At 60.2% G+C, this 16,157-nt stretch carries 10 protein-coding genes; all 10 read right to left on the bottom strand.

Annotated elements, in window-relative coordinates; translation table 11 throughout:
- Positions 1–179: 179 nt before the first annotated feature.
- Positions 180–1,310, bottom strand: coding sequence for an alginate O-acetyltransferase AlgX-related protein (locus AC07XF_RS27700; RefSeq protein ID WP_495029052.1), 1,131 nt, complete (start codon positions 1,308–1,310; stop codon positions 180–182).
- A gap of 207 nt (positions 1,311–1,517) precedes the next feature.
- On the bottom strand, positions 1,518–2,927 hold the full coding sequence (locus AC07XF_RS27695; protein WP_495029051.1) for an MBOAT family O-acyltransferase: 1,410 nt from the start codon (positions 2,925–2,927) through the stop codon (positions 1,518–1,520).
- 18 nt (positions 2,928–2,945) lie between these two features.
- Positions 2,946–3,620 carry an alginate O-acetyltransferase AlgF gene (locus tag AC07XF_RS27690; RefSeq protein WP_495029050.1) on the bottom strand — a complete coding sequence of 225 codons (675 nt, stop codon included), beginning with the start codon at positions 3,618–3,620 and terminating at the stop codon, positions 2,946–2,948.
- The gene (locus tag AC07XF_RS27685) at positions 3,617–4,285 is read right to left on the bottom strand and encodes an SGNH/GDSL hydrolase family protein (RefSeq protein WP_223549681.1); all 669 of its coding nucleotides are present in this window, start codon (positions 4,283–4,285) and stop codon (positions 3,617–3,619) included. Before AC07XF_RS27685 ends, AC07XF_RS27690 begins: the two co-directional genes overlap by 4 nt.
- A 17-nt stretch (positions 4,286–4,302) precedes the next feature.
- Positions 4,303–8,166, bottom strand: coding sequence for a cellulose synthase subunit BcsC-related outer membrane protein (locus tag AC07XF_RS27680; RefSeq protein WP_495029049.1), 3,864 nt, complete (start codon positions 8,164–8,166; stop codon positions 4,303–4,305).
- Entirely contained in the window at positions 8,142–9,383 is a 1,242-nt protein-coding gene (gene bcsZ, locus AC07XF_RS27675) for a cellulose synthase complex periplasmic endoglucanase BcsZ (protein WP_495029048.1), read from the bottom strand. The genes AC07XF_RS27680 and bcsZ overlap by 25 nt, the downstream gene beginning before the upstream one ends.
- A gap of 7 nt (positions 9,384–9,390) precedes the next feature.
- Positions 9,391–11,649 (bottom strand): cellulose biosynthesis cyclic di-GMP-binding regulatory protein BcsB, encoded by a 2,259-nt coding sequence (gene bcsB, locus AC07XF_RS27670; protein ID WP_495029047.1) that lies wholly within the window; start codon positions 11,647–11,649, stop codon positions 9,391–9,393.
- 41 nt (positions 11,650–11,690) lie between these two features.
- A complete protein-coding gene (gene bcsA, locus AC07XF_RS27665) occupies positions 11,691–13,922 on the bottom strand; it encodes a UDP-forming cellulose synthase catalytic subunit (protein ID WP_495029046.1) in 2,232 nt (743 codons plus the stop codon).
- On the bottom strand, positions 13,919–15,091 hold the full coding sequence (bcsQ, locus tag AC07XF_RS27660; protein ID WP_495029045.1) for a cellulose biosynthesis protein BcsQ: 1,173 nt from the start codon (positions 15,089–15,091) through the stop codon (positions 13,919–13,921). The genes bcsA and bcsQ overlap by 4 nt, the downstream gene beginning before the upstream one ends.
- A gap of 521 nt (positions 15,092–15,612) precedes the next feature.
- Positions 15,613–16,065: a thiol-disulfide oxidoreductase DCC family protein gene (locus tag AC07XF_RS27655; protein ID WP_495029044.1), complete on the bottom strand. Its 453-nt coding sequence runs from the start codon at positions 16,063–16,065 to the stop codon at positions 15,613–15,615.
- Between the last annotated feature and the right edge of the window lie 92 nt (positions 16,066–16,157).

Below are 16,157 nucleotides of genomic sequence, written 5' to 3'. Positions count from 1 at the left end.
TACTGACTAAACGCGGCGCTCTTGAGTCCATCGCGAGCAAGCTCGCTCCTACAGAATCCTTAACTGAACAGCATTACGGCGTCGGCCGGGCTTTCTGTAGATGGGCCAAATCCATTTGGCTGATCGCATTGTGCTTGGTGAATGTGACGACGACATGACAGGGATGGTATGCGATTGACTTACCGCAACGAGCGATAGGCAATGGGGTCGATGTAAGCCGACTGCAGGTCCCGCTCCGGGATTTCCCAGATAATTTGCTTTGGCGGCGTTTCTTTGAAGGCCGGGTTGTTGAGGTAGCTGTTTGCCGCGCCAGAGAACGCTCCACCGTCTTTGGCGAAGTTACCTACGGGGGCGCCCAGTGCCTGCTGCAGAAACCCTGCGAAGTTGGAGTTGCGTGAGAATGAGGTGCCGATGAGCACGGTGTTGGGGAGGTCGGCATCGCCAAAGAGGTCTGCCTCAGTGTCAGGGCTGGCAGCTGACGCAACGGGAAGTTCGTGGGTGCTGGTTTGGGCGACCATTTCCGGTGCGGGTTGCCATTTGAGCGGCAACCAGTCGATGCCTGCCAGATGGACCAGATCGCCAGGTCGCACCGCGAGCGGGGCATGACTTTCGTTGAACGATCTGTGTGGCGTTGCGCTGATGCCCAGGGTCTTCAGGCGCTGTGTGATGGCATCGGCCGCCGCCTTCGCGCCGGATTCGCTCCAGTGCGTATCGGTGCGTAACCAGGCACTGGCCCCCAGTGGCGTCAGCGCACCGGTGAGGTCCAGATTCGACACACCACCGACATCCAGCTTCGAGGTCCAGGCCTGGATGCGCCCTTCGAGAGCGGCTGGGCGGTGCAGAGCGCAACGCTGCTCGGAAGCGATGCGGCTCTTGTCTGGAACAATGACCACCAGCAGGCTGATGTCACGTTGCGAGAGCTGCTGCTTTATATCAATCACTGCCTGGACTTTGGCATCGGCATTGCGCTGTGCTTGATGATTGACCTTGAGCTCTTCGGCCAAAAACAACCAGTCAGGACAACCCGAGCGAACCCTTGGCCCGGTGTCACCGAGGAGCAGCCAACTGACACCGCGCTCCAGCTCGGCGAAGGTCGTGGGGAGCTGAGCGTTCGACAGTTCCCTGGCGATCCGGTGAGTGATTTCACCGTCAAAAATCTGCGGGGTCAGCACTTTATCGGGTAACAGCGAGATCTGCCCTGAAACAATCAGACGGCCAGAGGACAGCAGTCCGACGAACAGGAATATCAACAGCGTCACGCCTGCCAGCCGACTGCTGCGTGTCGCCAAATCATCTGGTTGAGCGGGCATCGGTATCTCCACAACATTGAAATACGGCGCAGCGCTGTGTCCGTAGCAGCTGCCGAGCCCGCGAGGCTGCGTTCGACTGCGAAGCAGTCGTTAAATCAAGCAACCACGCAAACTGTGCGCGCAGGATTTGCGAGGACTGGGTCCTCGAACGCAGCCTCGCAGGCTCGTCAGCTGCTACGGGGGGCGGGGTGTGCTTTGGGGGCGTCATCAGAATTGAAAGTACAGGAAGGGTACGGTTTCGCGACTGGCGATCAGTGCGAACGACAGCATGAAACCGGCGATGGGCCAAAGGGCGGCGGCGTAAAACGCAATGCCGCCCAGTTTCTTCTCACAGTAAGGGCGCAGCAGCGGTGCGACGACACCGAACACACCCAGCAATCCCGCAAGGCCGTGTACCGGGCGCAGGGTCGCGGACAGTTCGTCACCGAGGGCGATGCCCTGCAGGCCGAACTGTCCCGCATACAGATTCAGCGCGCTATGGAAGTCGGGGGCGCGGAACAGTGTCCAGGCCAGGCAGACGAACAGCAGTGTCAGCCCATGGGCAAGCACCGGCGGTACCGGGGGCAGGGTAGAGCTGTTCCAGGCACGGTTCACACACAACGCAATGCCATGGGCGCTGCCCCACAGCAGATAATTCCAGCTATCGCCACCGTGCCAGAGGCCGGCGATGGCCATGATCAGGAACAGGTTGCGGTAGGTTTTCCAGGTGCCGTTGCGATTGCCACCCAGCGAAATGTACAGATAGTCACGTAACCAGCTGGACAGCGACAGGTGCCAACGGCGCCAGAAGTCCTGGATGCTGTTGGCCAGATACGGACGGTCGAAGTTCTCGGGAAAGTGAAAACCCAGCATCAGTCCCAGCCCAATGGCCATGGCGCTGTAGCCGGCGAAGTCGAAGAACAGTTGCAGGGAGTAGGCAAGGCAGCCAACCCAGGCGTCGGAGAAGCTGGGGTTCGGCAAACTGAACGCCACATCGACCACGGGCGACAGGGTGTCGGCCACAAGGACCTTCATGCACATCCCGACCATGAACCGGCGTGCGCCCAGCGAGAAATTCTGCAAGTTGAAGTAACGTTGATTCAGCTCCCGCCGAACCCAGTCATAGCGAATGATGGGGCCTGCGACCGAGTGGCCGAACATCGAAATATAAGTGGCGTAGTTAATGAAACTGCGTTCAACCGGCACGGTACGGCGATGCACATCCACCAGATAGGAAATCGCCTGCAATACGATAAACGACAGCCCCGCCGGCATGATGACCCGCTGCCAGTCCAGGGGCATGGCGCCGTACCCGGTGAGGGTATCGATCAACGTGCCGGCAACGATGTTGGCGTACTTGTACCAGCACAGCACCGCCGTGTTGAGCACGATCAGCGCCGTGAGTAGTCGCACACGGCCCTTGCCCTGTTCCCGTAAGGCGTCAATCAGCAAGCCGCCGACCCACGCCGTGATCGTCAGCAGCACATGCACCGCGAGGAACCGTGGGCTCAACCAGCCATAGAACAGCCAGCTGCCGATCAGTAACGTGACGTTGCGCCACGCGGCTGGGCACACTGCATAGGCAGCCAGGAACAGCGGCAGGAACAACGTCAGAAACTCGAGAGAGGCAAAAACCATGGTGGTGGCGCGATCCGATCAGTGGGCCAGGACGTCAGTCGCGAGCAACAGGTAAGGGCCATTTGCGCCAGGTAGCAGCACAACGCTGTAGCGCTCGCCGACCTTGAGCTGGCCCAGGTCAAGCGGGGCACCGACGTTGGTCTGGGCGCAGACCAATTGAACCGACAGGCTGACCGGGTTGATCGCTCGGCGTTGTACGCTACCGTCGGCCACCTCCTTGAACAGGTCGGCGTTCTTCCCCGCAGCGCGCAAACCGGCCTGGGTGCATGCGGGGTCGGCGCTGATAAATGCCAGCGAGGCTCTCAGGCTATTGAAGTCGTCGGGTTGCTCACGGATGACGACCTGGCGGATACCTTGAGCGCTGTCTGGCAAAGCGATCACGCTGGCGAATTCGCCTGCCGCCACCTGGATGTCCAGCGGCTGGCTTTTACCGTCGAGTTCCAGAGTGCCCTTGATCGACTGGTTGGCGGGCACGGGCAGGTAGTCGGACACGGCATGCGAACCCTCGAGTCTGAGGCTGGCCCGTGAGCCTTCGGCCAGCAGCTGCAAGGGGCGGTCGGCGGCGTTGATAAAGCGCAGGAAGGCCGAGTCCTGATCCGGGCCCGTCGGGTACAGGGCAATGTCGGCGGCCTGGGCGTGCAGGCTCAGCATCAAGGGCGCGAACAGCGCCCAGCCATATGCGGATCGGATCATTTGCCGGCTCCTGTGCTGCTGACGGTGTCGGCGGGCAGTTTGGCCAACGCACCACCAATCGCATTGCCCCAGGATTGATAACCGGCGACGGTGAAGTGCTGCCCATCGGTGGTGATCCACTGCCCGGGTTTGGAGAACGTCAGCGAATCGATGTAGGTGCAAGGCGCCACGTTCGCGGCCAAAAACTGCGACATCAATTGGGTGCGGGCATCATTCTTCTGGTACATGCCACCGGCTTTGCCCCAGGCCGGGCCTACCCAGGCGCAACGGGTCCCGGTGGCCGCGATGGCCTTGGCCAGGCCGGTGACGCTTTGCCATGCCCAAGCCTTTGGAAACACTGGCTTGTCATAGGACGCCATGGTGTCGCCGATGACCAGTACCACCAGGTCAGGCTTGTCGGCGGCGATCAGGTCCTGGATCGGAGTGGTGGTTGCCTCGCGCCCCTTGATCACGATCTTGTCGTTGCCTTTGCGCTCGGCGCCGCAGTCGACCTTCTTGCTGATCAGCCAGTCGCCGGCGCTGGCACCGCAGGCACCGATGGAATGAACTTGGGCGCCTTGGCGAGTCAGGTTGTCGTGCAACGGCTCCAGCAAGTGGTCCGCGAGGCTCATATGGCTCTCCCCAAGTACAAGAAGAGTCAGGCCGGCAAGGGCAGAAGTGGGCATCGAAAGCTCCAGAATGATCAGTTGGAATAAGGTGAGGTGTACGGGCTGACCGGCAGGCTCATGGGGCCGCTCAACTCCTCGAACTGGTAGCGCAAAGACAGGGCACCGCTGAGTTGTTGGTAGTCGCGGGCGTTGTCCAGGCCCAGATTGGCGCCCAGCAGGAAGTTCGAAGCGACCTGGTATTCAGCCGCCGCGGCGACGCTGTAGCCGATCCCGGTTTTGTTTTGCCCTGCGTAACGCAGGCCCGAGGCTGCCTGCAGGGCTTTGTCGGTCGGGAAATAGTCGGCGCTGTCTTGCTCGAAATGCTGCACGCCGACCGAACCCTTGACCTGATACGTCAAGCGTCCGGTGCGTTGTGCCCAGGTCACCGGTACGCCCAGGGCGAAGAACGTCTGCGGGCTGAAATAGCCACCGTGGCCATAGGTGAAAAAGTCCTGATTGTTGGCGTAGCTGATGCCGGTCATGCTCAGGCCGACGGTCAGCTTGCTGTCCGTTGCATTTTGCAGGTACCAGTACACACCGCTGCCCAGTTCACTGCGGCTGTTGTACTCGACATGGTTGCCCAATAGCTGGTGCCAGGAGGCGTAGCCATAGGCGCCGACTTCGTTGTCGTCAAAGCTCAATTGGCCACGCCCGCCGTTGGCGGTCACGCCGCCCCAGGACTGCCCGCTGCGTTTGTCCGTGGTGCCGGCAAACGAGGTGACGCTGTCAGTCACCGGACGCCGGGAAACGCTCACGCCGTAACGGACATTAGAGGTGTCGCTCACGGGGCGATCAACGCTGATACCGCCCGTGGCGGTGCTGTATTTGAAGCCGAGCGGAGTGGTGCCGAGATCGGCTTTGAGCCCATCCGCGGGCCGTTGAATGGCGACGGAAAGGCCTACACCCTCGGCTTTTTGCGAACCGGCGCTACCACCCTGGGCACCGTTACCGAAACGCGACAGCGCCTCGCTGCTGGCACTGCCGGCGTTCAGCGAAACGGGCGTCACGCGCAGCGCGATGCGGCTTTCATCCAGCGGAATATTGATTTCCAGCGGTGTTTCAATATCGGTCAGTTTGCTCAACCCCGACTCACTGTTGTTGCTGCGAATGCTCACGCCCTGAGTGACGTAGGCACTGCGCTCCTGAAGGATTTTATTCAGCGCCAGTTGCGCGGGGCTGATGTCCTCGCTCGCCAGTGTTGCGCGCGGCAGTTGCGACTCGAATGGATTGCTCGCTTGCTGCGGTCTTGGCGAAGCGCCGATGACAAAAGGGGTGTCGGACGTCATACGGCCTGGCATCTCTTGAACCGGTGGTGGGATGGCTGCCAGCAAGGTGTCGCGACTGACTTCGTTACGTGGACCCGACACCCCGGCAAAAGGGTTGGGTGCCACTGTCGAGCCTGCCACTTGGCCGCCCTGGCTTCTGCGTTTCTCGCTCTGTTCGATGGCCACCGCTTTGCGCAGCAGATCGGCCGCCGTGCCGGTCTTGCCCATGTTCTGGTAGAGGCGAGCGGCCTCTGTCAGCGTTTGAGGGTTGCCGGATTCGGTCTTGAGCAGCTGTTGCAGTGCCTGTTCGGCAAAGGCCGTGTCATGTGCCAACACCGCCGCGTCGGCGGCACCCAACAGCAGTTGCGGGTCGTTTGGCTGACGTTGTAACAGCGGTTTGTAGAGATCGAGGGCTTTTGCCGTGTCGCCGTTTGCCGAGTACATCCGCGCCAGGGCCGCGATGGCAGCGCTGTCACCGGGACGTTGCGCCAGTGCAGGCGCCAGCGTGTCATAGGCGTTGGCCAGATCGCCTCGCTCACGCAACTGGTCAGCCTGGCGGATGCGATAGAGATAGAGCAGGTCGTCGAAACGCTTGCGAGCCGGCGCGTTCAAGGGCCTGTTCTGAAGGTCGCGCAGAATCTCGTTGACCTGTGCGTCTTCTCCGGATTTAAGCAGGACAGCGGCGTATTGCAGGATGAAGTCCGCCGAGGGCGCAGCGGTGTGTTGCAACTGGCCGCGCATGAGCGCCAGCGCACGGGCCGGCTCGCCGATGTCGACATAGGCCGAGGCCAGACTCGCTGTGCGGTCCGGACTGTTGTTGGCCATCGGCTGAATGCGCTCGAGCAAAGTCAGGGCTTCCTGGCGCTGTCCACGTTTGCCCAACTCGATCACCTGGTTGAGTTGCAGGTTGAAGCTGACATCGGCGGCCAGCGCTTCCATGTCCGGGGTGCGCTGGTCGGGGCGCAAGCGTCCCAACGTTGTCTGGGCGGCTTTCCATTCACCCATCTGGACCGACAGCAAGGCGCTGACGTAAAGCGCATCGGCATTGTCGGGGTGGGCCTGGAGCATGGCGTTGATCAGGTCCCGCGCCTTCTGGGGTTCGCCCATCGCCAGGTTCAGGCGGGCCAGGGCGAAACGCGTCCAGATGTTGTCCGGTTCGTAGCGCAGCGCGTCTTGCAAGGCGTTACGTGCAGCGGGCAGGTCGTTGCGTTGCTCGGCGACGGCGGCCAGTTGCGTCGCGCGCAAGGCTTGCAGACGTGCGGACTGGCCGATCCTTGCCTGTCCGGTGGCCGGCAGGCTGTTGATCAGTTGCAGGGCTTCATCGTTCTTGCCGCTCTTGAGCAGCACATTGACCAGCCCTTCCAGTGCTTGAGGGTCGTCGCGGCGCAGGTTCAACAGCTGGCGATAGTTGCGCTGAGCGTCATCGAACTGGCCCGCGCTGGCCTGAATGTCCGCCAGGGCGAGGCGAGCGTCCGCCCCGTTTGGATTAAGCTGCAGCGCCTGGTTTACCAAGACCTGTGCCTGGGTTGTCTGGCCTTTGGCCTGGGCGTCGCGGGCCTGCTGCAACGCAGACCAGTAGCGCACTTCGTTCAGCGCAACTTGCCAGTGGCTGCCGTCGTGTTGTCGCGTGGCCTGATCCAGAAGCTTTTCCGCTTCGGCCAGTCGGTGTTGCTGCTGGCGAACAACCCCAAGGCCGCCCAGTGCGTCAGCATCATCGGGTTGGGCTTTCAAGCGCGCTTGAAAAGCCTGTTCGGCGGTAGCCTGATCGCCTTCTTTGAGCGCCTTGAGGCCGCGCGCGACTTCGACGGGCGGTTGCCATTCCTTGCTGGCCGTCGTTGCCGCCTGTTGCTTGCCCTTGTTCATCTGCGCGCGGATTTCCACGTCATCCGGATGCGTCTTGAGATACTCCTCGAACAACGGCGCTTGTGCCGGGTTGGGCGGACCGATCCAGGTCAGCGCCAGGCGCCAGCTTTCGTCGGCATCACCGGCAATGTCAGTACGCCGGGTCAGCGCGGCCAGGGCGCGGATGCCCTCGGCACGGCTGTCTTCATGGCGGACCAGATGCTTGGCGTAAAACAGCGCGACGATCGAGTCATTGGGCATCTCACGTTGCAGGCGCTGCAGTCCGCTGCGTGCTTCAGCCCAGTCAGCCTGATTGAAGGCAAGGTTGTTGTAATACTCGCGGCCGATCGTACCTTGAGGTGGACGGCCCTCGAACAGCGAGCGAAACACGACGGTCGCCTTGTCACGCTCACCGGCATCGACGAGGCGCCGAGCCTCTTCCAGGCGCTGCTGGTTCTGCGGTTGGGCCACGCTGATGTCCTGCGCCAATTGCAGTGCCTGCCGAGGCGCTGGCTGGATGGCCTGCAAGCGGGCAAGGTATTGCTGCGCCTGTTGTGAGTTGCCCTGTTGCACGCCGATCAAGCCCAGGCCATACAGTGCGTCTACCTGGACCGGGTCCAGCAGCAGGACTTTCAACCAGACTTCCGCAGCGCGTTGCGGGTTTTTGTGTAACTGCCAGTAGTGTCCTTGCTCGACGAGTAATGTCTGTGGTGCAGGACTTTGAGCGTGGGCAGCAGCGACCGTCCATGCACTCAGGACGGTGATGGCTAGCGTGCGGTGGTGCGGGTGCATGCGGTCTCCCAGGAAAGTTTCAGCGTTCCGTCTTCCCGGAATCGGTAATGTTTATCTGCCCAGCCGAGCGCGAACAGGCTAAGCATGAAGTTGTAGTAACGCGGCGGACCGGCGTCGGCATCAGGCCTGGCCAGCGCCTCTTGCAAGGCGAGTTCCACGCGGTGTCGTTGCTGATCGGCCAACCCGGGTTGCCCCTTGGCCTCCAGGTAGGGAATCAGTGCAGCCCAGAATCCGAACGGGCTCTGGCCCTGAACACTGCCGTGGAGAACCTGGACTGTTTCCGGTGGGAAACCTGTCGCGACAGTGCTTCGGGCCATGCCGTCCAGCCGTTTGAGCAAGAGCGCTGCCAGCGGTTCGGAGGTATCACTCATGCCCAGCCAGAGGTACACGCGGATGGCATCGTAGCTGCCCGTGTCGCCCTTGACCGGATCGCTGACGAAGGCACCCGATTGCGCTGAAGTGCCTTGATAACCGACCCAGTCAGCGACAAACCCGTGGTGGCTTGATTGGGCAATCATCGTCGCGGTGTTGTTGGCAATCGCTTGCCAGGGCCCGGTGGGGGCTTCCTTGGCCAGCCGCCGTAACAGTGGCAGTGGCAGGTAGCTGGGGTTCAGGCGCCAGAGAGCGTCCGGCTGGATGAAACCCTGTGGTCCAGGCAATACCATCGGGCCCAGCCCGGGCAGCTTGACGACCAATTGCGCTTCAATCGTCGCCATCAGTTGCAGGGCGTCCTGGCGATAGTCCGGCCGATGCCACAGCCGTGCGGCTTCGAGCAGGGCGTAGGCGATCCACAGGTCGGCATCGGCGGCCGAATTGGCGTCTTGCAGGCGCCACTGACCGTCCGTGCCTTGCCCCCATAACCAGCCCGGCAGGCGTGTGGCGGTGGAGGAGCCTGCGAGGTTGGCTGAAGTCCAGCGCCAGAGTTTGTCAAAGCGTGGCTGATCGTTGCCGATCAGTGCGAAGAGCATGCCGTAGGACTGCCCTTCAGAGGTGCTGTGATTGTTCTCCACGCTCGATTCCAGAACCCGGCCGTCGGCCTGGACGAAGCGCGCTGCATAGGTTTGCCACAGTGGCCAGGCTGGCGACTCGCAGGATTTTGCGGCCGCTATCGCCGGCGCCAGCAGGGCAAGCGCCAGCACAGCGCTCAACCTGCGCGCGTTACCGTGCAGGCACTGGCGAAGTGAAACACCCCGGCTGATCATGGACGACACGGGCATGCACGGCTCATTGACCAAGACGACGTTTAGCCCGTAAGCGCAGAGCCAGATAGGCCATCGAAGCAAGTAGCAGGACCCCGACGAGAGTGAACAGCATGAGCGCCATCACGTTTTGCGAGAGGTACCACTGCAGATAGCGCAATGGGCCCAGGCTCCCGACGTAGTAGTCCTGCTCGGCGACCAGCGATTCGACATGCTTGCCTCTGACCACCACCAGACTGCCTTGCAACTCGTGGGCGTTTTCTTCTCTGCTGAGCAGGGCGTTGGTTACGTCGGTCAAGCCGTTGGGCCTTGCGCTGGCGATAAACACCACACTGCGCCCACTCTTGAGCGGCGATTCGAAGCCAGTCAGATAAGCACTGCCGTCGTCAGCGGTAAACCTGAAGCTGCTGCGCGCTTCACGCAGATTGACTTTCGTATCCGGGCTGACCCAGTTGCGCAGACGCAAGGGCAGGTCAGACAGTTCAAAGTACTGCGCAGCCTCTTCGCCCTTGGCCGGCAGATGGCTTTGCCATTGATCGAGCAGCGGCTGATTGTTGCCCGAGGCAAGCACCAGCAAATCCCGGTCGCTTTGCTCGGCCACCTGGTCGGGGTGGACTACCTTCACGCCGGTGGCCGGATAACCGGTGGAGTCGCCGAAGCGGCCCAGCAGGGTCAGATAAGCACTCAGATCGGCCGGGCCTGGCTCGTTGGGCAGGATCACTGATGTTTCAGAAAGGTCGGCCATGCGGGTGAACGGGAAGCCACTGTCCTTGAACACCCCGAGATTGGGCATGGCCATAAAATGTTCGTATTGGCTGAGGTCCAGGGTCGAATCCGGGTCGATCACACCGCGCATGTTGTCGATGATGATGTCGCGGCATTCGCCCTGTTTGATGTAGTCATACATAAAACGAAATTGCAGGCGCGATTGCAGCGCGACTGAATTGAGCGGCAACAGCATGCGCGAGGTGCGGGCCAGACTGTCGTCGGTTTTGAGCATCGACAGCAGGCTGTCGCTGTTGCCGAGTTTCTCGATCGAAGGCAGGTCGATCGACTTGATAAAGGTGTCGTTGAAACTGATCAGCAACGAGGAATTGGTGGAGACCGGTTGCGGCGTATAGCGGTATTTCAGGTCTAGTTGCGCGCCGGGTTCACGCCAATTGAAAAGATCGGGTGGCAAGCGTAGCGCAACCGTCATTTGTCCCGGGTTATAGCCCGACACATTGAGTTCTGCGGGCTTCGCCAGTTCACCCAGACGAACCGGGCGATTGGAGGGCAGCCAGTTTGGCGCGTCGTACGGTTGGCGTGGCTTGAGCGAGTCGATCCGGTCGATCACCACGCTCTGCCCGGAAAAGGCCTTGCCGCCGAGGGCCAACGCGGTCGCGGCGACCTTGAGATCGGCGCCATCGCGCCCGGAGACGATCAACAGTTTGCCCTGAGCATCATTCGGGTTGCTTATGAGGGTCAATGTCGGCCCCGTGGCCTCTTTGATCGGCAAGCCATTCAAAGTCGTTGATTCGCTGCCGCTGACAAACACCACGGCGTTGCCTTTGGCCGGCAGGCTGGTGAGGCTGGCGGGGAAGGTTGCACCGCGGTAGCTGGCCAAGGCGCCAAACCAGGACGACAGGATACCGGCGGCCTCAAGCTCAGGGCCGCCCGGGCGTCCGGCGAACACGAAGGGCAGCTTCAGGGGCGAGGCGTCTCGACGATCAAACAAGGGCAGCGGCAGGGCGGACAGGTCGTTGGGCTGTTTAATCGAGGTCACCTGGAGGCTCAGCTGGCTCTCGTTGCCGATCCTGGCCCACAGGCTGGAGTGCAAAGGATCTTCACATTGCATCGTGTAGTGACCAATGAACTGCAGGCTGAGCCGGTTGAATTCGGTGATGGTCTGCGGCGGAATCTGCACGGTCCGGGTCTGCAATTTACCGGCCTCTTCCTTCGGGAGGGGCAAGCTGGCGGCCACTTGATCGTTGATCAGCACGTTGATTTGCGAAAGGTCGGCCAGCAGCGCCGGTGAGTAGCTGTACTGCAGTGTGACCTGCGCAGCCGTGACGACTTCATCGGCGCGCACATCGAAATTCACACTGTCGGTAGCCTCCACGCCTTTAAGGGTCATCGAATAGCTTTTGCCCAGCTCCTTGAGGGTGCGGGTATAGCTGTTGCCCGGGGCATCGCTCCCGGGCAACGATGCGACCGGCGTCGCCGCCGGCTCTATGGCGCTGATTTGGGCGGCAGCACTCAACGCCCAGCCGCTCCAGCCCATGAGTGAGCAGGCGATCAGCATGAGTGAGTGACGAGGAAGAAAGGTCCGGCGAGTGGAAGGATTCAAGATCGTTGCGTGTCCGCGGTGGAGTCTATAGGTGATGGAGCGTCCGGGCGTTTGCGCAGCAGCGCCTGGCTGTCCTTTAGGGTTGCAACGAACAAGCGCAGGATGGCGCGAAAGCCAATGCTGCTGACTTCGCGTAACGCCGACATGGGCGCATCGAGGCGGCCGTTACCCCAAGTGTTGGCCCAGGTGTCGGCCCGTGAGAAAGTCAGTCGCACCAGCTCACTTTGCTGGCGCAGGGTCAAACCCTCGAATTGCACGCCCGCCTCGTACTCATTGCTGAAGATCGTTTTTGCGGGAAAGAGGCTTGAGGGAGGTGTGCGCAGAATGCAGACCCGCAGCTTCTCATTGACGCTGAGCTCAACCTGCGGTGGCAGCGCCAGACCCACGCCGTTTTGTGAGAAGTTCCGGGTTATGCAATCGAACCAGGTGCCGTCTTCGCGATAGACCCGCACGGGCAGATCCGCTGGCACCCTGGGTTCATTGCGCACCTGAGAGGACTCAGTGGCCACCGCCACGGCGGTGCTGACGATGATGATGTTGTACACGGTCCAGGCCAGGTTGATCAGCAGGGTAGTGGCCTGGGCTGAATCACTCCCGATCAGTTTCACCACGCCAATCACCAGACCGATCATGTTCAAGGTCAGCAGGACGATGTAAGGCCGCGCGAGCTTCCAGTTGAAATAGTCCTCCTCGATGGTGCCGCCCTTGTCGGTCACGTTGAACTTACCCAGCGAAGGGCTGATCAGGGCCAACAGTACCGGCCGCATGATGTACCAGGCCAATACCGACTCATACACTTCGTTCCAGAAGGAATGGCGGAAGCGCCCCTGAATGGCGGAGTTGGTCAGGCTGGAATGGAAAATATGCGGCAGCACATAGACCGTGACCATCAGCGCCGAGGCATGGAAAATCTGCGCGTCGAACATCAGGTAGGCCAAGGGGGCGGTCAGGAACACCAGGCGAGGCAGGCTGTAGAAAAAGTGCATCATGGCGTTGAGGTAGCAGATGCGTTGCCCCAGGTTCAGTCCTTTGCCAAACAACGGATTGTCGGTCCGAAAAATCTGCGCCATGCCCCGCGCCCAGCGTATGCGCTGGCTGATGTGTCGGGAAAGGCTTTCGGTGGCCAATCCCGCCGCTTGTGGGATGGCAAGGTAAGCGGTATTGAAACCACGACGATTGAGCTTGAGTGCCGTGTGTGCATCCTCCGTCACGGTTTCGGTAGCGATACCGCCGACCTCCAGCAAGTGAGTACGCCGGATCACCGCGCAGGAGCCACAGAAGAATGCCGCGTTCCACAAGTCGTTGCCGTCCTGCACCAGGCCGTAGAACAACTCACCTTCATTGGGTACCGAGCGAAAGGTATCGAGGTTTTTTTCGAACGGATCGGGTGAATAGAAGAAGTGCGGCGTTTGCAGCAACGCCAGGTTCGGGTCCTTTAAAAACCAGCCCATGGTGATCTGCAGGAAGGAGCGGGTGGGCACGTGGTCGGCGTCGAATATGGCAATGAACTCGCCATCGGTGACTTTGAGCGCCTCGTTGAGGTTGCCGGCCTTGGCATGTTGATTGTTGTCGCGGGTGATGTAGTTGACACCAATCTGCTGACAGAAAACCTTGAATTCCTCCCGGCGTCCGTCATCGAGCATGTGCACCCGCAGTTTGCCTTCGGGCCAGTCGATGGCCTGGGCGGCAAGCACCACCAGTTTGACGATGCCCAACGCTTCGTTATAGGTGGGGATGAAGACATCTACCGTTGGCCATTCAGCGGGCGGCTGTTGCAGAAACTGCGGTTTGCGGTGCAGCGGCCAGGCGCTCTGTACATAGCCGAAGACCAGGACGAGCAAGGCATACAGCTCGGCCAGCACCAGCCCGTAGCCAAATACGGCATCCTGCCAGTTGTCGAAGCCCAGGGTGTCGGACAGGCGCCAGTACATATAGCGCAGCGAAGCGATCAACGAGAGGGTGATCAGGGTCAGGATTGCCAGACGCCCGGTTTGCTTGCGAATGATCAGGCTCGTGGCGAAACAGACGGCGGCAAACGCGGCCTGGGAATACAGATTCAGCGGCGCAGTGAGGATACCCAGCACCAACAACGCGGCGATAAACCCGGCTGAGATCTTCAGGCCTTGGCGCCAACGCAGGGGCCATCGACTGACGCGTGCCTGGAGAGCATCCAATAGCTCCTGCAGCCACCATGTCTTTGCAGGTGGCTGTTTCAACTGGACGGTCATGGCGTGCCCTGCTGGCTGGAAGCATCCGCGAAAAGCAGGGCATGGACCGCGCCTGACAGCGAACGAATATCCTGGCAACCAATGCTCTCAGGTGCGTACTGCAGCAGGTCCCGACCATAGGCCAGCGACTCGTTGAACTGGTGATCGAGGCGAATCCTCCCGATCAGGTTAGCGCCGAGCCGCCGCAGAAACAGCACGCCCATGTCCCTGCTGAACGAACGCGAGTCATCCCGTTGGTTGAGCACATACCGGTGCCGCTGCGCGCGTCGCCGGCTGGTTTCCAGCCACTGGGTCATGGTGTCCAGTGCCAGGTAGGAGGCCGCGTCGGCCACCGTCATCACCAGCACCAGATCGGCTGCATCGAGTGCCTGTTGCGAGTAGATGGTCGCACCCGACGGAGTGTCCAGGATCACGGTATCGTTTTCGCTGAGGTTCATTGAAGCAAGGTGCTGATTCAACCAGTCAGAATCTTCAAGCATCATCTGCTTGAGCAATCGGCGATCGTTCACCTCGCCAGTACCGAAGGGCAGGCATTCGCTGTCGCTAAAGCCCGGCAGGCAATGAGCGCCCCAGTCTGCGTCCTGCTCTTTGAACTGAATCAACCCGGGAACCAGCCTGGTGATACCCAAGTGGCTGGACAGCGCGTTCTGAGGGTCCAGATCAATCGCGATGGTTCGCCCACCAGAGTTGCGAAGTGATTTTGCGAGGCCAGCGGCGACGGTGCTTTTACCCACCCCACCATTCGCCGAAACGATAGCTATGACCTTAGCCTTGGTCCGCTTGCGAGTCGTTTCTGGTAAACCGTCGCGACGAACCTGATTGAGTTCACGCAACAGGTCACTCAATCGCTGACGGTCACCCGTAGTAGAGCTCGCAGGTGGATTGGTCAGGGAAGGGGATTTGGGCGAAGGTAGCGAGAGGGCAGCAGTCTTCACCGGCTCGACCGGCGCGCCAATCAATAAACAAGGTTGTGGCTCGTCCAGTAGAAACACTGGGGACGTTGGCGTTGGTGTCAGGGGAGATAAGGCCGCCGACGGTTCTGGCTCAACCGGCGCAGGTGTAACCGGGTCGTCTTTGAAGTCTTTATAGTTCGGTTGTATTTCCTGGTAGTTCTCCGCATTGGCGCCAAAACGTGTAAAGAGTTTCGTAATATCGTCTATATATTTCATGCGTTGTACCAGGAATGAAATAATTCAGAAACTCAGCATTCCATTAACTTACAAGTTGATGCGTCGTTTTGGCGTTGGCAGAGTGCTACTACTGTAAGGTGTCTGCATCATTAGTGTCAATGATTGTTATAATTAGTCAGCGAGCGTTATTGATGTTAGTCCGAGTGTTATTAATATGTTGTGTAATTCGTGGGAAATATGGGTGTTGGAATACGCCTAATAACTTCTGTTCAATGAGGTGTAATATAATGATGGGTGATGAGTATATTTGGCGGGGGAGGTAATTTTCGGCGCGATGGAGTGTGAATGTTGAGCGCCTTTGATGGTTTGAAGCTGGGTTTTATATTAAAGAATTTGAATGATGGCTTGTGAGGGGGCGAAGCAGAGGGGGGCTTTAATTTGATACGCATTCATCCAGATATATAAATGGACGAGCTTTTAGTCAGATTGGGAATCAGACCGTGGTAGCCAAACATGAATGCCAACCCCACGGGCGATCCAGTTGATACGCGTGAGGGCATTCATCGGGGCGCTTTCAAAAAGCGCTGTTCATGATCAGGATCCGGCAACAGGCATGTGTTGTATTTTCCGAAGAGCCGATAACGATTAAGCGCAATGCGGTCGTATGTCCAATTCAGAAGTTTGCGAGGGAAGATGCGCAACAGGTTCACGAGGCGCCAAGGTGCGGGAAACTGGGCGATGACTTCGAGAAATGCATCCGAACGCTCCCAGTAGTGTCGATCGCGGATCACCGCCATGGTGTCGAATTGATCCAAGGGCAAACCTGCCCAAGCGAGCAGAGCCTGCCCCTCGGGTGACTGAACCGCCGCCAACCGCACGCGCCGCTGGCGGTCATGTCGAATCAAGAACCTCACCCAGCCATTGCATAGCTTGCAGACACCGTCGAACAAGACCACCGTCTCTCCTGGTTTGAGCAGTGGCGCGGGTGAGGGGCGGATTTGCGAGGCTGGCATAAGCGTGGGTCCAAGGGATCTCGGTCAAACCGGCGCTAGCAGCACCTTGGGTGCTGCATTTGAGGCTTGAGGCCGCACACTTCTGTCGGCCG

This window comes from Pseudomonas sp. GW821-FHT01C01 (assembly GCF_059422645.1).
The sequence above is the reverse complement of the archived record's forward strand: the minus strand, read 5'-3'. Positions and strand labels throughout refer to the sequence as shown.

Coding starts and splice junctions, on each gene's coding strand:
- AC07XF_RS27700 (WP_495029052.1), bottom strand. CDS start 1,310: ATGCCCGCTCAACCAGATGATTTGGCGACACGCAGCAGTCGGCTGGCA.
- AC07XF_RS27695 (WP_495029051.1), bottom strand. CDS start 2,927: ATGGTTTTTGCCTCTCTCGAGTTTCTGACGTTGTTCCTGCCGCTGTTC.
- AC07XF_RS27690 (WP_495029050.1), bottom strand. CDS start 3,620: ATGATCCGATCCGCATATGGCTGGGCGCTGTTCGCGCCCTTGATGCTG.
- AC07XF_RS27685 (WP_223549681.1), bottom strand. CDS start 4,285: ATGCCCACTTCTGCCCTTGCCGGCCTGACTCTTCTTGTACTTGGGGAG.
- AC07XF_RS27680 (WP_495029049.1), bottom strand. CDS start 8,166: ATGCACCCGCACCACCGCACGCTAGCCATCACCGTCCTGAGTGCATGG.
- bcsZ (WP_495029048.1), bottom strand. CDS start 9,383: ATGCCCGTGTCGTCCATGATCAGCCGGGGTGTTTCACTTCGCCAGTGC.
- bcsB (WP_495029047.1), bottom strand. CDS start 11,649: ATGCTGATCGCCTGCTCACTCATGGGCTGGAGCGGCTGGGCGTTGAGT.
- bcsA (WP_495029046.1), bottom strand. CDS start 13,922: ATGACCGTCCAGTTGAAACAGCCACCTGCAAAGACATGGTGGCTGCAG.
- bcsQ (WP_495029045.1), bottom strand. CDS start 15,091: ATGAAATATATAGACGATATTACGAAACTCTTTACACGTTTTGGCGCC.
- AC07XF_RS27655 (WP_495029044.1), bottom strand. CDS start 16,065: ATGCCAGCCTCGCAAATCCGCCCCTCACCCGCGCCACTGCTCAAACCA.